The 17,291-nt window shown below is 57.2% G+C and carries 16 protein-coding genes and 1 pseudogene; 6 read left to right on the forward strand and 11 right to left on the reverse strand.

Annotation, left to right across the window (positions count from 1 at the left end; translation table 11 throughout):
* Positions 1-3 precede the first annotated feature (3 nt).
* Positions 4-1,482 (reverse strand): NAD-dependent succinate-semialdehyde dehydrogenase, encoded by a 1,479-nt coding sequence (locus BJ6T_RS37990; RefSeq protein ID WP_028170442.1) that lies wholly within the window; start codon positions 1,480-1,482, stop codon positions 4-6.
* A 188-nt stretch (positions 1,483-1,670) separates the two neighbouring features.
* On the opposite strand from BJ6T_RS37990, the gene BJ6T_RS37995 reads away from it, so the two are divergent.
* Positions 1,671-2,147 carry an Lrp/AsnC family transcriptional regulator gene (locus BJ6T_RS37995; RefSeq protein ID WP_014497877.1) on the forward strand — a complete coding sequence of 159 codons (477 nt, stop codon included), beginning with the start codon at positions 1,671-1,673 and terminating at the stop codon, positions 2,145-2,147.
* A 698-nt stretch (positions 2,148-2,845) separates the two neighbouring features.
* Here BJ6T_RS37995 and BJ6T_RS38000 read toward each other — a convergent pair.
* Entirely contained in the window at positions 2,846-3,928 is a 1,083-nt protein-coding gene (locus BJ6T_RS38000) for an ABC transporter ATP-binding protein (RefSeq protein ID WP_141379390.1), read from the reverse strand.
* Between the two features lie 55 nt (positions 3,929-3,983).
* A complete protein-coding gene (locus BJ6T_RS38005; protein ID WP_014497879.1) occupies positions 3,984-4,700 on the reverse strand; it encodes an ABC transporter permease in 717 nt (238 codons plus the stop codon).
* 108 nt (positions 4,701-4,808) lie between these two features.
* Between BJ6T_RS38005 and BJ6T_RS38010 the strand changes: the two genes are divergently transcribed.
* Entirely contained in the window at positions 4,809-5,435 is a 627-nt protein-coding gene (locus BJ6T_RS38010) for a hypothetical protein (RefSeq protein WP_014497880.1), read from the forward strand.
* Positions 5,436-5,657: 222 nt separating this feature from the next.
* Here the strand turns inward: BJ6T_RS38010 and tnpB are convergent, their stop codons facing one another.
* Positions 5,658-5,963: an IS66 family insertion sequence element accessory protein TnpB gene (gene tnpB / locus BJ6T_RS38015; RefSeq protein WP_014497881.1), complete on the reverse strand. Its 306-nt coding sequence runs from the start codon at positions 5,961-5,963 to the stop codon at positions 5,658-5,660.
* A complete protein-coding gene (tnpA, locus tag BJ6T_RS38020; RefSeq protein ID WP_014497882.1) occupies positions 5,947-6,351 on the reverse strand; it encodes an IS66-like element accessory protein TnpA in 405 nt (134 codons plus the stop codon). Before tnpA ends, tnpB begins: the two co-directional genes overlap by 17 nt.
* 165 nt (positions 6,352-6,516) lie before the next feature.
* Between tnpA and BJ6T_RS48835 the strand changes: the two genes are divergently transcribed.
* The 3 genes from BJ6T_RS48835 to BJ6T_RS49325 all read left to right on the forward strand — a co-directional run bounded on the left by BJ6T_RS48835 (position 6,517) and on the right by BJ6T_RS49325 (position 8,228).
* Complete coding sequence (locus BJ6T_RS48835) at positions 6,517-7,416, forward strand: IS4/Tn5 family transposase DNA-binding protein (RefSeq protein ID WP_225895101.1); 900 nt, start codon at positions 6,517-6,519, stop codon at positions 7,414-7,416.
* Between the two features lie 282 nt (positions 7,417-7,698).
* On the forward strand, positions 7,699-7,971 hold the full coding sequence (locus tag BJ6T_RS48840) for a hypothetical protein (protein WP_225895102.1): 273 nt from the start codon (positions 7,699-7,701) through the stop codon (positions 7,969-7,971).
* A gap of 134 nt (positions 7,972-8,105) precedes the next feature.
* Complete coding sequence (locus BJ6T_RS49325) at positions 8,106-8,228, forward strand: hypothetical protein (RefSeq protein WP_259227855.1); 123 nt, start codon at positions 8,106-8,108, stop codon at positions 8,226-8,228.
* A 63-nt stretch (positions 8,229-8,291) separates the two neighbouring features.
* On the opposite strand, the pseudogene BJ6T_RS38035 reads toward BJ6T_RS49325, so the two are convergent.
* The 6 genes and pseudogenes from BJ6T_RS38035 to BJ6T_RS38060 all read right to left on the reverse strand — a co-directional run bounded on the left by BJ6T_RS38035 (position 8,292) and on the right by BJ6T_RS38060 (position 15,045).
* Positions 8,292-9,307, reverse strand: a pseudogene (locus BJ6T_RS38035) (FAD-dependent oxidoreductase).
* Complete coding sequence (locus tag BJ6T_RS44505) at positions 9,304-10,023, reverse strand: class II aldolase/adducin family protein (protein ID WP_014497888.1); 720 nt, start codon at positions 10,021-10,023, stop codon at positions 9,304-9,306. Before BJ6T_RS44505 ends, BJ6T_RS38035 begins: the two are co-directional and overlap by 4 nt.
* A gap of 1 nt (position 10,024) precedes the next feature.
* Positions 10,025-12,694 (reverse strand): SUMF1/EgtB/PvdO family nonheme iron enzyme, encoded by a 2,670-nt coding sequence (locus BJ6T_RS38045; protein ID WP_014497889.1) that lies wholly within the window; start codon positions 12,692-12,694, stop codon positions 10,025-10,027.
* Positions 12,695-12,713: 19 nt separating this feature from the next.
* Entirely contained in the window at positions 12,714-13,328 is a 615-nt protein-coding gene (locus BJ6T_RS38050; RefSeq protein WP_014497890.1) for a hypothetical protein, read from the reverse strand.
* 6 nt (positions 13,329-13,334) lie between these two features.
* Entirely contained in the window at positions 13,335-14,291 is a 957-nt protein-coding gene (locus tag BJ6T_RS38055; RefSeq protein WP_014497891.1) for a 2-hydroxyacid dehydrogenase, read from the reverse strand.
* 16 nt (positions 14,292-14,307) lie between these two features.
* Complete coding sequence (locus BJ6T_RS38060) at positions 14,308-15,045, reverse strand: iron-containing redox enzyme family protein (RefSeq protein ID WP_160321084.1); 738 nt, start codon at positions 15,043-15,045, stop codon at positions 14,308-14,310.
* A 1,438-nt stretch (positions 15,046-16,483) separates the two neighbouring features.
* On the opposite strand from BJ6T_RS38060, the gene BJ6T_RS38070 reads away from it, so the two are divergent.
* A complete protein-coding gene (locus BJ6T_RS38070) occupies positions 16,484-16,909 on the forward strand; it encodes a GNAT family N-acetyltransferase (RefSeq protein ID WP_014497893.1) in 426 nt (141 codons plus the stop codon).
* Positions 16,910-17,291 lie beyond the last annotated feature (382 nt).

Genomic DNA, 17,291 nt, shown 5'->3' on the forward strand with positions numbered 1-17,291 from the left:
CTCCTAGCCCGTCAAATCGCCGAAGCAGACGTACTTCAGCTCCATATATTCTGCCAATCCGTGCCGCGATCCTTCGCGACCAAGCCCAGACTGCTTCCATCCGCCAAAGGGAATCGGCGGGCCAGTGAACGATGCGGTATTGATTCCAATCATTCCGCACTCGAGTTGCTCCGAAAGCCTGAGCGCTCGGCGCAGGTTGTCGGTGTAGACGTATCCAGCCAGCCCCATCTCGTTCGCGTTGGCGCGTGCGACGACCTCGTCTTCAGAGTCGAAGGGCAGCACGGCCGCCACGGGCCCAAACGTCTCCTCATGTGCGATGAGCATCTCTTCGGTTACATCGCTCAGCAGCGTCGGAGCAACAAAGTTTTCGCCCAGTTCATCGCCTAGCTTTGGGGAGAAAACCCGCGCCCCCTTTGCCGCCGCGTCACTGATTTGGGCCCTGCATTTGTTAGCTACCGCCGCCTTCGTCATCGGCCCAATATCCGTTGTAGCGTCCAGGCCATGACCAACCCTGAGCTTGGAAATTGCCGCAGCAAAGGAGTCGATGAAGTCGCTATAGATGCGTCTTTGTACGTAGATGCGGTTAGCTGCCAAGCAGTCCTGGCCGGACGTCGCGAACTTGGCGGCCATCACGCCTCTGACGGTTTTGCGAAGATCGACATCATCAAAGACGAGAAAGGGCGCATGCCCTCCGAGCTCGAGCGACACTTTCTTCACGGTCGCAGCGGATCCTTCCAGCAATAGGCGACCGACTTGAGTAGAACCCGTGAAGGAAAGGGCACGTATCCTCGTGTCTTCCAACAAGGACGCCGAAAGTTCGATGGGATCACCAACCAGCACCTGAAACACGCCAGGCGGGACACCTGCTTCTTCGGCGAGTCGGGCCACAGCAAGAGCAGATAGAGGGGTCTCGGGGGCAGGTTTCACGATGATAGGGCAGCCGGCGGCAAGGGCTGCTCCGGCCTTTCGTGTAATCATGGCAACCGGAAAGTTCCAAGGCGTGATCGCAGCGGAGACGCCGATTGGCTGCATACGCACCTGAAGCAAACTTCCAGGCTTATGACTGGGGATGGTCTCTCCGTAGGCTCGCTCGCCCTCCGCCGCGAACCAGTCGAGGAACCCGGCACCGTACGTAATCTCGTGGCGAGACTCAGAAAGCGGCTTGCCCTGCTCGCTCGTGACCAGGACGGCGAGGTCATCCGAATGCTCGAGCATCAACCTGGCCCATGACCTAAGTATCGCCCCACGGGTCGCCGGCAAAAGCGCTCGCCAGGAGCCGAACGCAGTCTCAGCTGATGTGACCGCGAGGTTTACGTCTCCGGCGCTGCAGCGGCTAACCTCCGCAATATCCTCCTCGGTAGCTGGATCGACGACAGTGTCCGTCGAGGCCTTCGTTACCCATCGACCGTCAATGAGTGCGGCGCCAGCAAGGAAGTCGCGGCGCCTCACGCTTTGCAAATGTCTTTTTGCGATACCGATCATGTGCGGACCGGTCTGTCGAACAGTGCCAGCTTCCACTTGAGAGTCCTGCGCGTCATCTGTTGAAATTGTCCATGCAATCAGGCTACCTTCGATGCACGGTAGTTTGCGTCGCATTTCTGGTCGAGTGGGATGATTTCCTGCATCACGCACTGAATTCGCGGCGATATTCACCAAGGGGGGAGCCGTTCATGCAATACGATAGAATCGATGCCCGCATCCTGGAGATCGTGCAAAAGAATAACCGACTAACATCAGAGACGATCGGCGAACTTGCCGGACTTTCGGCCACGGCGTGTCAACGACGACTGAAGAGACTTCGGTGTGAGGGCATCATCGAGTCGGACGTGTCCATCGTCTCACCGAAAGCTGTAGGACGGCCAATTCAAATGCTGGTGTTGGTGACGTTGGAGCGCGAACGTTCCGACATCATCGACAAATTTAAGAAGGCAATCAAATCGTCAGTTGATGTCGTGAATGGGTTTTATGTGACCGGCGAAGCTGACTTTGTCCTGTACATCACGGCGCGTACCATGGAGGATTATGAGCAGTTCACGCGCCGCTTTTTCTACGAGAACGCGGACATCAAGGGCTTTAAGACAATGGTGATAATGGACCGGGTGAAGGCAGGCTTTGCCATTCCGATCGATGTTCCGACCGAGGACTAGTACGAATGTCCAAATGTTCTGGTGTGCTCGTCGCCCACTCGTGGTTACCCACCCTAACCGTCTCCCGTGTCCCTTCCCTAGCTGGCCCTTATAGTGTCCGAAGCGGCACCGCCTAGGATAAACTCATACGAAAGTCGCGGCGGGCTGCTTGGAACGCTCGCCTGTCGCGTCCAGTATCGCGTGAGGCGAAACGGCCAGATCAGGTGCAGAAGTTAAACCGGCGATGCGCCTCAGCCTATCAATCCATCCAAGCAGAGGGAGTGGGTAACGTACACCGCCTACACGTTTGTGGGCTCGTGGTTTACTGGTCTGGACGAGGGCAGCGATAGCCCTGAGGTCGGAAAGACCGAAGCTAATCGGCTGGCCTGCCGCAAGGAACGTCAAGCGGCTCAAGCCTCATCCAGTGCGTCACCCCTTGGTTTGTGACAGAGAACGCGCAGATGAGTCGATGTATGGCTACTCAAAGCGCGATCTCTGGCGACCAATCTGAGCAGGCGAACCCATGTATGGGCTTCCTCGAACTGACAGTATCGAAGACTGCTCGAGCCGTCCTCCCGACAAGATATCATCCGCGGAGCAGCGGCAAGCAAAAGCGGTGGGGCAAGCTGTACGGGTCTATCCGGCTGCCTACCCCACTCCTTCGACAGACGAGACCGCCGCCGAGAATCCGCAAAGTGCGCACAAGCGATGACGGCAACTCACTCTGTAAGGATCGTTGCGTCGTTTTCAATCCACGATGCGACACAGACATCGCCGATGTGGGGCATAGTGTCGGCAGAGATGTTCAGCACCTTCGACGTCAGCTGTAGTCCTGAATCGCTGCGGAATTGATAGATCGTGGCGTCACCGACGAACGTCTTTTCCACTATGCGCCCTTGAATCCCACCCGAGTGTCCGGCGACGAGGCGCAAATGCTCGGGCCGCACACAAAGCGTCGCATCCCTGTCTCCGCCCGTCCATGGCGCGGCCGGCAACACCTCGCCTGCAGGACCGTGAACGGTGCCGGATTTGAGTTTGGCAGGGATAAGATTTACTTCACCGACGAAACTTGCCACGAACAAGTCAGCGGGCTTGCGATAGATGTCCTGCGGACAAGAGACCTGCCGAATCCGCCCTTCGTGCATGACCGCGACCCGATCGGACATGGCGAGTGCCTCGTCCTGATCGTGTGTGACGTAGACCATCGTTTTGCCAACTTCACTATGCAGGGTCTTGATCTCGTTTCTGAGATGCTCGCGCAACTTCCGGTCGAGAGCGCCCAAGGGCTCGTCAAGGAGAAGAACGGGCGGGTTGAACACGAGTGCGCGTGCGATCGCTACTCTCTGCTGCTGACCGCCGGACATCTGGTGCGGGTAGCGAGAGGCCAACGCACCCAAGTGGACCTGATCGAGAACTCGGCGGACGCGGCTTTCGATCTCCGCCTTCCCCATACGACGCATACGCAGGGGGTAGGCAACGTTCTCGGCGACCGTCATATGCGGGAACAGAGCATAATTCTGAAAGATCACACCGAGTTCGCGCCGGTGCGGTGGCAAACGAGTAATGTCCTTGTCGTCCAGTTGCACCCGACCGCTATCCGGCATCTCGAATCCAGCGATCATCATCAGAGTTGTGGTCTTTCCTGATCCGCTCGCGCCGAGCAAGGAGACGAACTCTCCAGGTGAAATGGAAAGACTGACATCGTCAACGGCCGTCACGCCGCCGTAGCGCTTTTGCAGGCTGTGTAGCGAAATGCCTCCGGTCTTCACTTCGGTACCGCTAACCTTGGATGTCATCAACATTTCAGCTCCCAAGAGTACTTTGAGTACGTTCGCATCTCTTCGTTTGCCCGCGTCGTCAGGTTTTCTTCCTGGGGCCCAGCACGGCGCTGGTGATAATAACAGTCGCGGCAAACACCATCTGCAGCGTGGCCACGGCCGCGATGGTTGGATTTATATCTTGTCTGATCCCCTCCCACATACGCATGGGCAACGTCGTGATCCGCCCAATGCCAAGGAACAGCACGTAAACGACATCGTCAAATGAAGTGAGGAAGGCGAAGAACACCGCGACAATCAATGCTGGCATAACAAGCGGCACAATGATCGTCCGGAAGGTGACCAGGGGACCCGCACCTAGGCTGCGTGCCGCGCGCTCGTATGTCGGGTTCAGATCGCGCAAATTAGCAACAACGATCACGACGACATAGGGAATTGCATGGACCGCGTGGCCGAGTGCCAACCCGAGCTCCGTGCCTTGGAGCCCAACTCGCACCAGCACGAAATAGGTCGCGACCGCTACCACAATGGTCGGTAAAATGATCGGCGAGAGAACGAGAGCAACGACGGCGCCTCGACCACGAATGCCGCCGCGCGACAGACCGAATGCCAGCATGCTGCCGAGCAGCGTCGCCATCGCGGCGGCCATTAAAGCAACCCGGATGCTAACCAAAGTCGCGCGCACCCACAGTGGATCGGAGAAATAGGTCTGGTAGTTGCGCAGCGAGTAGTGCAGTACCGGAAAGACGAAGTAAGACGACGCGCTGAACGACAGGTAGGCGACAATCAGGCGCAAGCCCGACAGACGAGCTTTTCGAATGCAGCCGTTGGCAACGCATTCCTGACCGCACTAGCGCCTGTCGAACTAGATGCTTTATCGCGTTCCCGCCGGGTCCAGCAGCAGATGAACAATGCGTTACGCTCCAGCGCAGAACGTGAGCTCGAGCGCAAGCGGTACACGACGGCGCTTGCTGAACGGCAGTTCAACCGAGCTGATCCAGATAATCGGCTGGTCGCCTCGGAACTAGAGCGTCGATGGGAAGCGGCCTTAAACGACTTGCGCGCCGCCGAAGAAGCGCTTGCCCGACAGACGCCGTCCACAGCCATCACGCGAGTAGCCATAAGCAAGGAGCTCAGCGACAAGGTCATCAACCTCACCGGCCGCCTCGCGCAGATATGGGGTGACGAGACTGTTTCGGACGCGCATCGCAAGGCTTTGTTGCGATGCCTCATTGAAAAGGTCGTGCTCGACCGTGGTGAGCACGACCTGGCCCTGGCCAGGATCGTCTGGCGCGGAGGCGCCGTGACGGAGCTCGAGGTGAAGATGAGCGTCAACTCCGTCACCGGATTGACACGAGGCGCGGAGATGCGGGAGCGCTCGCTGGCGCTCGCCCGCGACGGCGTCCCAGACGATGAGATCGCCGCAATCCTTACCCAAGAAGGCCACCGCTCTCCCCGTTGCGCCGATAAAGTGCTGCCCATCACCGTCGGGCGGCTCCGTCGTGCTGCGGCCATCAAGGTAGCTAGCTAACGCAGCCGATGGGAGCATGACGGCTCACTCCTCAGCCCGCCCGAACTGGCCCAAAGGCTCGAGATTCCGGTGAACTGGCTCTACGTACAGATCCGAACTAAGCTTTTGCTGATTGATCGCCAGCCATCTCTTCCCGAATACACCATCCGTTCTTGATGCTATCGGAGAGTTTCGAAACCACGTCAATGATCTAAGAATCTGTCAACCTAACAAGGAGGGGCATCAACATGGGTGATCGAGCAGGTAGCCAAGCTGGGCTGGGGTGACCGTCACCACGCCATCAGCCGACGATGGCCAGAGAAAGCGGCCGGGCTCAAGCCGCTTGGCATAGAGCGACATGCCCAGCCCATCATGCCAAAGGATCTTGATCAGCTTGCCGCTCTTGCCACGGAACACATAGAGGTCGCCGCCGTGCGGGTCGCGCCTAAAGGCCTCCTGCACCAGCAAGGCCAGCGAGTTCATGCCGCGGCGCATATCGGTGTGGCCACCCGCACGCCCGAGGCAATGGGGATCACCGCGGCCGTCCATCTGCCAGCGCCGCCACGGCGGCCTTCAGCGTCGCCGCGTCGGCCACACCCGTGATCCGCATCCGAGCTCCGGTCGCAAACTCGATCGCCCCGCCGCTGCTGGCCGGCGCGACGGGACAAGGCATCGGTCCCGATTCCGGGACCACCATCGCCGACACGAAGTCAGGTTGTTGGGTGGCATCCCTCGGCTCGGCCCGAAACGAGCGTCGCCATCGCAGCAGCAATGAGCGCGAAACGCCATATCGCCGCGCTGTTGCCGCGACCTGGCGCGGCGCCTGTAAGCTCTCCAGGACGATCTTGAGCTTCTCATCCTCGGACCAGCGCCGCCGCCGGCCTGTATCCACTACTTCGAGCCGTTCGACTTGGGCACTGCGCCTATCACTGTCCATAAGGACAGTTCTCAACAACCGCCTCATTCGGCAAGGCGGCCTTCACCGGCTTTCAATTACCCATAACTTTGACCACTCGAGCTGATCCGCTGATCGGCGAAATCTTGAATCGAAAGAATCACTTGTGATTCCTTGCTGAGCACCTGATTCGCGAGGGGGTGCTCTATGGGGCTGACATTAAGGGATCGATCGACAAAAGGCTGTTTGCGGTCTTTAAACAGGGAATGTTGGATTGATCGAGAGAGTAGTGGATGCGAGTTTAGGGACGCGCGGCTCGGCGACAGATTCCGCAAACTGCTCACGCAGATTGGAAGCGCCATGGGACAAAGCATTCCGCTCGTCTGCCAGGATTGGGCGAATACCAAGGCAGCCTACCGCTTCTTCTCTAACGACCGGGTCAGCGAAGCGGACATTCTGGCCGGACATTTCCGATCGACACGTGATCGTGCCGCCGCCACTGAAGATCTCGTTCTTGTGCTGCACGATACAACCGAGTTCAGCTATCAACGCGAGAAGTCAGAAGCGATCGGCATCACCAAGAGCATAAACAATGGACGGGATAAGGCAGGTCGCCTCAGATCGCACACCGTTTGCGGCATCCTGATGCATTCGAGTTCGCGGTTACAATCGAGGGGGTGCCGCTGGGGTTGGCGGCCGTTAAGTTCTGGACCCGGAAGAAATTCAAGGGGACGGCAGCGCTTAAAAAGAAGATCAGTCCGCCCCGGATTCCCATCGAGAAAAAGGAAAGCGTCCGGTGGTTGGAAAATCTCAAGCAGTCTACGCAACTCTTGGATCGTCCGGGACGATGCATCCATATTGGTGATCGCGAGAGTGACATCTACGAACTCTTCTGCGCAGCACAGGAGATCGGAACTCATTTTGATCAGGACCTGCGTCGACCGCTTGGCTGGAGACGGTGATCACACCATCGCCGACGAAATGGACGAGGTCGCCGTCAAAGGGCTCCATCGCATCGAAGTCAGAGACAGCAACGGCGATCCCGGCCAGGCCGTTCTTGAGATCAGGTATCGCAAGATTCGCGTTCTGCCGCCGATCGGAAAGTAGAAGCGCTATCCCGCTCTCTGACCCTGACAGTGATCCATGCCGAAGGGCGCGGGAGGCCGAAAGACAGAAAAAAGATCGATTGGAAACTGATCACCGACCTGCCTGTTGGTTCCCTCACCGACGCCATCGACAAGATGGATGGTATAGTTTGAGATGGAAGATCGAGGTGTTCCACAAGATCCTCAATCGGGCTGCAAAGCTGAGGAGTCGAATCTTAGGACCGCCCAGCGTCTGACCAACCTGATCTCGCTCTTTTGTATCCTGAGTTGGCGGGTCTTCTGGATGACGATGCTCAACCACTCCGCCCCAGACGCGCCACCAACCCTCGCGTTGACTGCGACTGAAATCGGCGTGCTCGATCGCCTCGTCAACGACAAACCAAGAGCAAGACGGAAAACGCTCTCGCACTATCTGATCAAGATCGCCCAGCTCGGCGGTTATCTCGCCCGCGCCAGCGATCCGCCGCCCGGCAATACGGTCATGTGGCGCGGGCTGTCACGCCTCACCGACATCGCGCTGGGCGCGATGGTCGGAGGAGAATTTGTGGGTAATTGAAAGCTTCACCGGATGGATACACCTAGAGACGAATGGGCCTCCGACCAGAGAGAGTGGTCAGCGCTCGGCGCGTCTCACTGCTCCGGCAACCCACAGCAAGGCGCAATCGAGATCGACTATTCGGGCGAGGCGTGATGCGGATCCGCAAACGCCGCGCCCCTAAAGCTGCAGTCGCGACATTGGCAAGCTATGGCAGCGATGATCCCGATGCCGTCACCCCGATGGATCGCGACCCGAAACAACGCCTGATTGCGTGAAGATCTGAGCAACCGTCGAGCTTCACGCATCCGAAGTTGTTCCCGTCCAAGCTACAGGATTGATCAACCGATAAGAGCCGACACGGCGTTTGCGCATCCCCAAGAGAGACTAAATCCGGACCCACCATGTCCGTAATTATGGACGATGCATGTACCCGTCCCTAACACCTCTCGTTCAAGCCTGATGCCAGACGGCCGTACTGGTCGCACCCCGACCACGAGTTGTCGGGGCCGTCCGCTTGCACTATCCCGAACCCAAGGAACGTAGCGGCCGGCGCGGGCTACTACGTCTGACCACTTGATACTTTCGACGAGGTCATTCAGGCCAGCCTCCGCACTACCGCCAATCATGACCTCTCCCCCCTGGGTATCACGTAGGCCATGCCGTCTGGATGGTCGTCGTCTCCAATATATTCGGTTGGCGATCCGTCATTGGATGCAACCACAAAGTATTGCCCTTTGTAGGGTTCAAAAGCTTCGTCGTTGACGAGGCTGGCGGCTCCCAATCCGGTGCAATTTACGACAATATCGTGTTGACAGCTGAGATCAGCCAAGCGCTCGACGTGCTGTCGCCTGAACTGCACGTTCCTCTTCTCGGCCTGCTCGACCAGCCAGTTCAGATAAGACGACATTTTCGCCGCCGGCGCCTTCAATCGGTACCCCCATTTCACAGGGGCATTCGAAAGTGAGCTCATGGAGCCATGGAGCGCGCCTTCCGGCTCATTAAACCTCCGCAGCTCGTCATCTGTTAAAAATGCGAACTCGGGTGGAATATGCGACCAAGCGGGCACATGCCTCCGCTGGGCTCTAAAGAGCTCAACGCCACGAATGATTTCGACGCCGGATTCTGGATAAAGACGGGATATATCAATCAATCGTTGCAGCGTCACCGAAGACCACACAAGTACTTCCGCGGTTTCCGGGACGAGATACACGTGCCACACAGCCGTGGCTTTGACCGAATCAGTATCGGCTCCGAACTTGTCAGCGATGATCTGCACTTCATACCGGCTGGCTAGTACGATTGCAGTGGTAAGACCTACGACACCAGCTCCCACGACGCAGATCGACTTTGTCATCGGGAACCCCTCGTATTTAAGAGCACACGCTGAAACGCCTTGAACAATTTTTCTGCGGCCGCGGCACGATCTTTGCGCAACTCCGTTGCTGTCTGCGTCACCACATGATCCGGAGGCGTCAATGGAGATCCTCCCAGCGATAGAGCCAGAATCTGCACTCTACATGCAACTTCCATATAATGCTGCAAATAGACCGCTTCCTCGATGTTTGGGGCCACGACGAGGAGCCCATGGTTGCGCAGCAGGCCAACTCCTCCTGTCTCAAACAGTCCCATGAGCGCAGGGTCAATCTCTGCCTCACGGAACAGTCCCTGATACTCGACACAGATCGTTTCAGAAATGAGTTCGACGGCTGTCTGCGAGACAGGAAGAAGCCCTGCGGAGGTTGTGCCGACAGCCAACGCATTTTCGGAATGCGTGTGTAACGCGCTACCTGGTCGCGCCCGCACCTTATGAATCAGCCGATGAAGCCTATATCCGTCGGCATTCACACCCAGCTTTTCTGGATTCAGCTTGTCAATTTCATCGAGAGGAACCGTGATCCAGTCCGATGGCCTCATTTCAACGGCAAGAACACCATCGGGATTCATGGAAACAAAGGTGCGTCCTCGACCGTCGACCCATGCGGTTGAAATGTGATTAAATATTGCGTCGACGTAATTCAGCTTTCCAAGTATTCGCCATGCATCTGTCATCTTGGCGTTGACGAGGTGCATGTCACTTCCCTCGCTCAGCGACGCAAAGTCTTATTCCAAGATCTTCATATGCATTGTATGGAGGATCAAAGCTTCTGAACGTTATTTCCGCCGCTTCGATCTCGGACGATAGCCACGAGGATCCGCGCGCAACCCGATCATCCAGGCCACAGACGTCTGCTTCTTGTCGGAACGTCTCCTCAGAGTATGGCTTTGCTTTTGAAAGCGTCCATTCCCAGACATTGCCGACGATATCATGAAGACCACTCGAATGAAACGGAAAGAGCCCTACAGCGCAGGGCCGAAGGGCTCTCGCCTCCTCGCTATTTTCTGCCGCCCGCAAATGAGCGTTTTCGTAAGGGGCCCCCTCCGTCCAGGGATAGGGATTGTCTCCACCCAGCTGCTGGGCCACGCTCTCCCACTCGGCTTCTGTCGGCAGACGGACCTGTTGATCTTTGTCCAGTTTTCCCTGCTTGCGAAGCCGGGCGTCGATCCAGCTCGCATAGGCCAGCGCCTCCCACCAATTCACCCCGACAACAGGTTGATTGGGCCTGTTGTGTGAAGGGGCAGACCAGTACATCGGGGACGATCGCTTTATCATTCGCTCGCATTGATCCGGGAAGTCTTCAGCAATCAGGCGCTGCCCAAGCACTTCACTCGTGAGGTGCGTCGGTGCGACGTCCCAAGCCCGGTTCAGGACGGCATTGCGGACGTCATCATCACCGCTTGCCCACGCCCATCCTTCGGCACTCTGCCAGTGCTCCCGTTGCTTGTAGCCTCCATCAGCCAGGAACTGCTTGTATTCGGCGTTGGTCACCAAGAACGCCGATAACGCAAAGCGGCATAGCATTCCCTCGATCGGTGGTGAGGCCGGGACGCTCGAATATTTCGTTATTCTGGTGATATGGTTGGTCGATCGCCCAATCTGCCTAGGGCCGGCCTCTACCCAGAATAGCCTCGAACTGAACTCGGCCTCGAGCCTCGGGTCGCCTAACGTGCCCAGAAGATCGCCGATCCGCATCCTCTTCGAGAATGGCAAAGAACGCCTGCTCAGCCACTTGAGCAGCTCGGATTGGGTCGCCAGGATCCTCTGTTTGAGGTCCCGCATCAAGCTCTGACCATGCGTGACGGATACCACTTCGCTGAGCATTTCGGCTCTAGCCAGAGCAGCTTCGATCGTACGGCTTCCAGGCCCCCCTCTCAATTCACCAACGAAGGCGTTTATTTCGTTCTTTCCTTCTTCGCTTGCCGCCCGCAGTCCGGCCCAATACCGTATCGGCGCATGCCACTTCTCGAGCAATGCGTAACCACGTCGCTGGGTGACCGGTCGCTTCGCCAACGCATAACCGGCCAGCACCTCGCGAAACACGTTGTGGGCGAACTCGTATTCATTTCGCCGCATCGGCTGCAAGATGCCATGTCCGCGCCGGATATGAGCCGCAATACTCGTGATGAGGTTTTCCCGGGTTTCGAAGGCCGTCGCTTCCGAGAGCCGGCAGGTGTCTTTTGAGACGCGCCGAAGATCTTCGTCAGTCAGGATCTTTGTCCCGCCCTGTGCGAGCCGTTCCTGCGCCGTGAAGGCGGCTTCCGCAAGCGCGTCCAGAATCCAGCTGCGATGGTCGGTAACGAGAAGCTTCTGATCGCCGAGCAGGTGCTTTTTCATGAAGAGCCGGTCAACAGCCCTGAGGCACAATTGACTCACAGACGACGGGATATCCCGGCTCTCGTCCGAATAGATCGTTTGCAGGATGTTAAGCATCAACGGCGTCAAGCAAACAGCACCGAGCTCGGAGTTCGTCGAAATTGCATTGGCTACATCGAGTTTGCGTTTCTCCAAATCTGCTGTGCCAAGCCTTTCTTCTGCGCGCAGTCGAATCGCAACGTCGTGCCAGCGAACCACTGCTTCCTTTGCCTGTTCAGGCGAGAAATTGGAGATTTCAAATAGGGCCGCGGGCCTTATCTTGGTTCGATCGTCCTCGTGCCAGTCGGCCACGCGGCTGGTCACAATTGTGCTGAGGCGACCTGTACGGAAGCTTTCGTTGTTTGGGATGTTGACGCTTCGTATCAAGGAGGCAGCCTCAATCCGTGTTGGGATTTGGTCGCCGGCTCCGTGCGTCATTGGAAGCTCGTCCAGGCCGTCGAAGATCAATGTGGCGCTCTTGAGGGATTTTTCCAATTCGAGGAGCGCCCCTTCGTCCAGCACGAGACCAACAGCTCGCACTGCACATTCTACGATCGCCCGCTGATTGGTCCTGTCCTTCAGCTTCAAAGACGCGAGTGGCACGTAGAACGCAAAGCGGTCTAGCTTGCTCGCAAGAAATTCTTGAGCAAAGCTGGTGGTCAGGAACCGAGCGAGGGTCGATTTGCCATATCCCGGATGGCCAATCACGACCGCACATTGCTCTGTGGTCGTCCAAAGAGCATTTATATCCCGCTCGACATTTCGTTCATCGGCGGTTCGGAACGTGGGCGGCACCCATAGCTCGCGGAGATTGCTACGCCGGGCAGCAGCTCGACCAGACCGATCGAAGACGAATTCGGCAGGGTCTCCGTACTCCAGGCTATCCAGCTTGGCGATCGCTGCAGCCAAATACTGTGCCTCGCCGTCGGCGAGTGATCTTCGAACGGAAGATGATGATGGCGCTACTCTGATCACTTTCTCTTCAGGAGTTCGCTCCCTTGGCGCATCCATCTGTTCCTCGCAATATCCTCTACGAATCTCGCATACGCGGAAATTGGCTCAGCGCCGTCAGACTCCCGGTCGCGGAGCGTCGCCAATAACCGCCTTCCCGAGACACAAAATACAGGACCGGTTCCGGGATCTGGCTCAGCTCCCGATCGTCCAGCAGCGGCACATTGAATGTGTTCTGGTTGGGCAAAATCGGCCTTTGCGTATCCACCAAGGGCCGGCCCTCAGCTTCGACCCGCCAAAGATAGATCGGCGCCTTTGTCAGGTTCTGTATTTCGAGATCCCATTGCCGACCCCGCACCAGATCTGTGACATCCTCTTTCACAAGCTGCGACGTAAGCCAGAAATAGACCGCCGTCTGTTCATCAATCGACTTCTGTTCTTGTTCCTTCCGATTTTTCCCAAACTGCCAGATGAGCGACACCAACGCGGTCATTACGCCGAGAAACGTCGCGCTACCGGATACAACCTGGCCCCAGGAGCCGAATTTTTGATAATCAATTGCGCCGAGCCCAATGCCCCAGTAATTGAGCGTAACGAGCATCAAACAGAAGAAGAGCAGCAGCAGAACAGCTACCCAAAGTAACGCGAACACGATCTGGTCAGTCGTGCTGCGCCGCAGTTCAGGGCTGCGCATTTTCGATCACCTGACCCTATAGGCATCCTTGCCAAACTTGATCATGTTGATGATCGATGCGACCGCCCGGTTGGCCATCGCATCCCGCGCATCGCTTGTGAGCGAGGCAACATGGCCGGTTATCATCAGCCGCGCCGGTATGAGCAACTTGGCAGCAGCGGCGATCTCGGGCTGCTCGTAGAACCCATCGAAGGCAGCATAGCCGAGCTTTCCTGACGAAAGGGCGTCCAACAAAGCTGTTGGGTCAACAATCTCGGCGCGCGCGCTGTTGATCAGAATGAGCCCGGGCCTGAACCTGTCAAACTGTCTTCGCCCGATCAAACCGCGCGTTTCGGTATTGCCTGGTGTCATGACAATCAGGACGTCGACACTCTCCGAAAGCTCGTCAAGCGGCCGGTAAGTCAACCCGAGGCGCGCCTCCTCGGCAGGCTTTCGCGTTCTTGAGAAGTAAGAGACGGGACAATTAATGCCGAACCTAAGAATTTCAGCAATACGGATGCCAATGCCGCCGAGGCCCACGATTCCGACATGCAGATTCGCCAAGTCTCTTTGTTTTTCTTCCTTCCCGGAATTTCCCTCAGAGTATGCCAGCGCGTATTGATGGATGCGGCGGGTCGAGTTCAAAAGCAGGCCGATTGTGAATTCTGCAACGGCATTGCTGAGAGTACCGGGCGTGTTGGTGACTGCAATCCCACACCTGTCAGCCGCATCGGCGTCGATAAATGATTGATACCCCATTCCAAGAAAGGCGATTATCTTGAGTTTCTTTGCGCCTTGAAGTGCCTTTGCTGTTGCAAACTCGTCTCCGCCCAAGAGGTATCCCGCCTTGTCGGCCAGGGCTGCCGCGAGTTCATCCTCAGATAACAGATGAGTCGGATTCTCGACCACAAACCCCGCTTCAACCAGCGGCTTTAGCAATTCCTTGCGGACGCTCGTGCCAGTTACCAAGATCTTGTCTGACATGGTCACTTCCTTTTTGTTAAACGCCCAGCTGCGCCTCGCGCAGCAGCTCGTCATAGTAGCGCACCCTCGCGCTGACGCCGTCCGACGCGCCGGCCAGGTACTGCCGCGCGTCATAACCTAGCTTTTCAAGCGCGGTCGCCGCTTCAGCGATGAGGCGGGTATGCGCCTCGTCTTCTCCAATGTTCGCGTGAAGGAAGCTTTTGTAATCTGCTGATGGCAAAGCGGCATCGAAACAAGCCTCCACGGCTCGGTATTCGGCGAGAAGCATTTGCTCATTTCCGACACCAAGAGCTCCAAGCGCTCGCATTGGGTCAGCCTCGGTTTGCTGCAAAGCCTCGATGAAAGATGCTACCGCCTCGGTTACTTTGACCGGTCGATCTGATAGCCCAATGGACCTGCACAACTTCCAAATGAGCCACGGGTGAGAACGATCTGCGATCCCGCCACGAACTGAGCTGTGCTCGCCATCGACGACCGGCATCAGGAGTGAGCGAACGTGAACATTCGCAATCCTGGCAATCACTCGGAGCAGGATCTGCGAAAACGGGTTGGTGACGACAGCCTCCTGGCTCGCCCAAAGCGATAGAGCATCTGGGTGATTCTTTGCGTACTCGAAAAAGGGATGTACCTCTATTCTAGCGCGCCGCTCAATCGCTTCCGCTTCGGCAATGAATGGGGCAATCGGCCAATGGACAATTGGCTGGAAATATTTGTCCACCGGAAACGCGGTCCTTGGCAACGCATCGCTATTCATAGTTTCCCTCAGCATTCCGGCCCCCCTCCGTGCGAGCTCATAATAGAATCAAAGTACGTATTCACCGCGACTTCATCGTCTTTCGCAGCACTCCAATCTGCTCAAGGCCCAGAAGCACGCCCATCATGACAGGTTGTGAGATTGGGGGCGCACGGCGCTCTTCATTTAAGATGACACTAACGCAATGGCGAGCGGCTGCGGGGCCCTTACAACAAATGCCACCTATTCGTCCAATACCGCCTTCCTGGTACCGGCCTTGCCCATCCCGCCGAGCCAAACCCGGAAATGTTCGCAGATGGCTGCTTGCAAGACGTTGCGCATTTTCGGCGGATCGAAGCCCTACCTGCAGTTCGCTGCTCGACCGAGCTTTTTTAATTGGAACAGCGACGAGAAATTGCGAAACAAACGGTCAAACGGCGCAGGAATTCAGCGATTTTTTAAGTCTTTGCGCAGCATCGAGGCCGACACCATCATCTGGAAAACGTCGCGAGCTCACGAGACCGCGGTCCCTCGGGGCGCCCCCTGGGATGTCGTGAGCCGAACCAGCTCCTGATAAGGAGCGGGCAGCGCTGGAGACCAGGCTCCAGGGCGAATCCGCCGGCTTCGCCTCGGCGCTTCGCGTCGCAAGCTGGCGCGTACGAATGGCGGGTTAGACACCTGGTCCAGGTTGGACCAAGGAGAAGGTTTCGATCGGGGCTTCTGGCAACAGCACGGTTTTTCATCGTTCAGTACAACGCTGGAGCGACACCGTCATCTCCGCTTCGGCCAGGAATGGCTGCGTAACGGTGCCCCCAAGAAGGCGCAGCGCAAGCATCCGATCAACAGCTAAAGAGTGGAAGATCGGCAACCTGTGCGAGGCCGTAAAGACAGGGAATGACCTGCGTTCTCTGCTTATCGATCTTTGCTTATCGATCTTTGAGAACGCATTGATGAATTGCAGCGGGATCTCGCGGCCGGCCCGCGCGCTGTCCCCGACGTGCTTTGCGGGGGAACAGCCATGAAACAACTCTCGACCTTGATAGTTTTCGAAGCGAAATCCGCCATATAGTCTCGGTCACGCGCAGATTCGGCCTCATGAGAACACAGTCGGGTGACGAAGAAGCATTCGCAATGTTACTCTGCTGGCCAGCACTCTTGAGCAAATCTGAAACATGGACCGCTATTCGCGCTTCGCTGAACCTGACGTCCACGTCGAGAGGCCTTTAAGACGCGGGAACGCGACGCAGCGCGGATATTCGCTTCGCTCAAGGGATGCTGTCGCAGCGAGCATGCGGGCAAGGCGACTGGCCGAGGATCAACAAGAGAGTGTAGAACGAGAGCACTGCCAAGCAGCTCCTGCATAGGCTCGCGCCCGTCAGTTCGATCGGCTTGCGTTTTCTCGAATCGCAGCCTCGTCAGAGGCTACGCTGCTATAAAACTCTGTACGTAAGGAGAAGTCATGCCGGACATCGTCGTAACGGATGTAATCGCCTCTTCCATGGTACAGGCGATCGAGCGGCGTAATGAGGACTTCGGTGGTGTTATCACCGCCGTGGGCAATAGCCGGCCCATGGCCGTGGTATTACAGGATTCCCAAACCAAGCGCGCTCTCGGCGGTGCGATAGGACTTTCATCGGCACGAGTGCTGTTCCTGGACTCGTTCTTTCTGCCAAGGCAATTGCGCGAAAGGGGTTTGGGAAACGCGATCTTGAAGACATTTGAAGAAGAGGGCCGACAGCGCGGCTGTCGATCGGCCTTCCTTTACATCGTCAATTTTCCGGATTTCTACACGCGGAACGGATGGAAGGCCTCCGGCCGAACGCCTTGCGACCCGCCCGGAGCATTCCGCGTTTTTATGACCAAGAGCCTGGAAGCGCGCTCATAGCCTTCTTCGGGCCAGAATAGCTGGATAAACCAGATAATTGCCCAAAAGAGCTCCCACATCGCAAATTCGGATGGCTATCGTTCGCTGTTGCGACTCGCAGCTGCGTGGATGTGGTCGTAAGACGAGCGAAACAGACGGATGGCGTCTCGGAACCAAACTCCAAAATGAACTATATGCGTGCGACGAAGGCCTTGGCCGCATGCAGGCCTGAAATCGGCATCAAGCCGAACAAGAAATGCGCTTCGAAAGCTACGAATGCGGCCTACTGAGCAGGGTCGTCCCGACGCCGTACTCTCACTGGAACGCATCCCCAGCGTGGCACCGGTGTCAATTTGAGCCGTGCCCTAACTATCAAAGGCCGATATCATGTTGTCTCGGGAAG

The organism is Bradyrhizobium japonicum USDA 6 (assembly GCF_000284375.1).
Lineage (GTDB): Bacteria > Pseudomonadota > Alphaproteobacteria > Rhizobiales > Xanthobacteraceae > Bradyrhizobium > Bradyrhizobium japonicum.

Coding starts and splice junctions, on each gene's coding strand:
- BJ6T_RS49325 (WP_259227855.1), top strand. CDS start 8,106: ATGCGGATCCGCAAACGCCGCGCCCCTAAAGCTGCAGTCGCGACATTG.
- BJ6T_RS38010 (WP_014497880.1), top strand. CDS start 4,809: ATGAACAATGCGTTACGCTCCAGCGCAGAACGTGAGCTCGAGCGCAAG.
- tnpA (WP_014497882.1), bottom strand. CDS start 6,351: ATGGACAGTGATAGGCGCAGTGCCCAAGTCGAACGGCTCGAAGTAGTG.
- tnpB (WP_014497881.1), bottom strand. CDS start 5,963: ATGGACGGCCGCGGTGATCCCCATTGCCTCGGGCGTGCGGGTGGCCAC.
- BJ6T_RS38055 (WP_014497891.1), bottom strand. CDS start 14,291: ATGTCAGACAAGATCTTGGTAACTGGCACGAGCGTCCGCAAGGAATTG.
- BJ6T_RS37990 (WP_028170442.1), bottom strand. CDS start 1,482: ATGATCGGTATCGCAAAAAGACATTTGCAAAGCGTGAGGCGCCGCGAC.
- BJ6T_RS38050 (WP_014497890.1), bottom strand. CDS start 13,328: ATGCGCAGCCCTGAACTGCGGCGCAGCACGACTGACCAGATCGTGTTC.
- BJ6T_RS38000 (WP_141379390.1), bottom strand. CDS start 3,928: ATGTTGATGACATCCAAGGTTAGCGGTACCGAAGTGAAGACCGGAGGC.
- BJ6T_RS38045 (WP_014497889.1), bottom strand. CDS start 12,694: ATGGATGCGCCAAGGGAGCGAACTCCTGAAGAGAAAGTGATCAGAGTA.
- BJ6T_RS44505 (WP_014497888.1), bottom strand. CDS start 10,023: ATGCACCTCGTCAACGCCAAGATGACAGATGCATGGCGAATACTTGGA.
- BJ6T_RS38070 (WP_014497893.1), top strand. CDS start 16,484: ATGCCGGACATCGTCGTAACGGATGTAATCGCCTCTTCCATGGTACAG.
- BJ6T_RS48835 (WP_225895101.1), top strand. CDS start 6,517: ATGGGGCTGACATTAAGGGATCGATCGACAAAAGGCTGTTTGCGGTCT.
- BJ6T_RS37995 (WP_014497877.1), top strand. CDS start 1,671: ATGCAATACGATAGAATCGATGCCCGCATCCTGGAGATCGTGCAAAAG.
- BJ6T_RS48840 (WP_225895102.1), top strand. CDS start 7,699: ATGACGATGCTCAACCACTCCGCCCCAGACGCGCCACCAACCCTCGCG.
- BJ6T_RS38060 (WP_160321084.1), bottom strand. CDS start 15,045: ATGAATAGCGATGCGTTGCCAAGGACCGCGTTTCCGGTGGACAAATAT.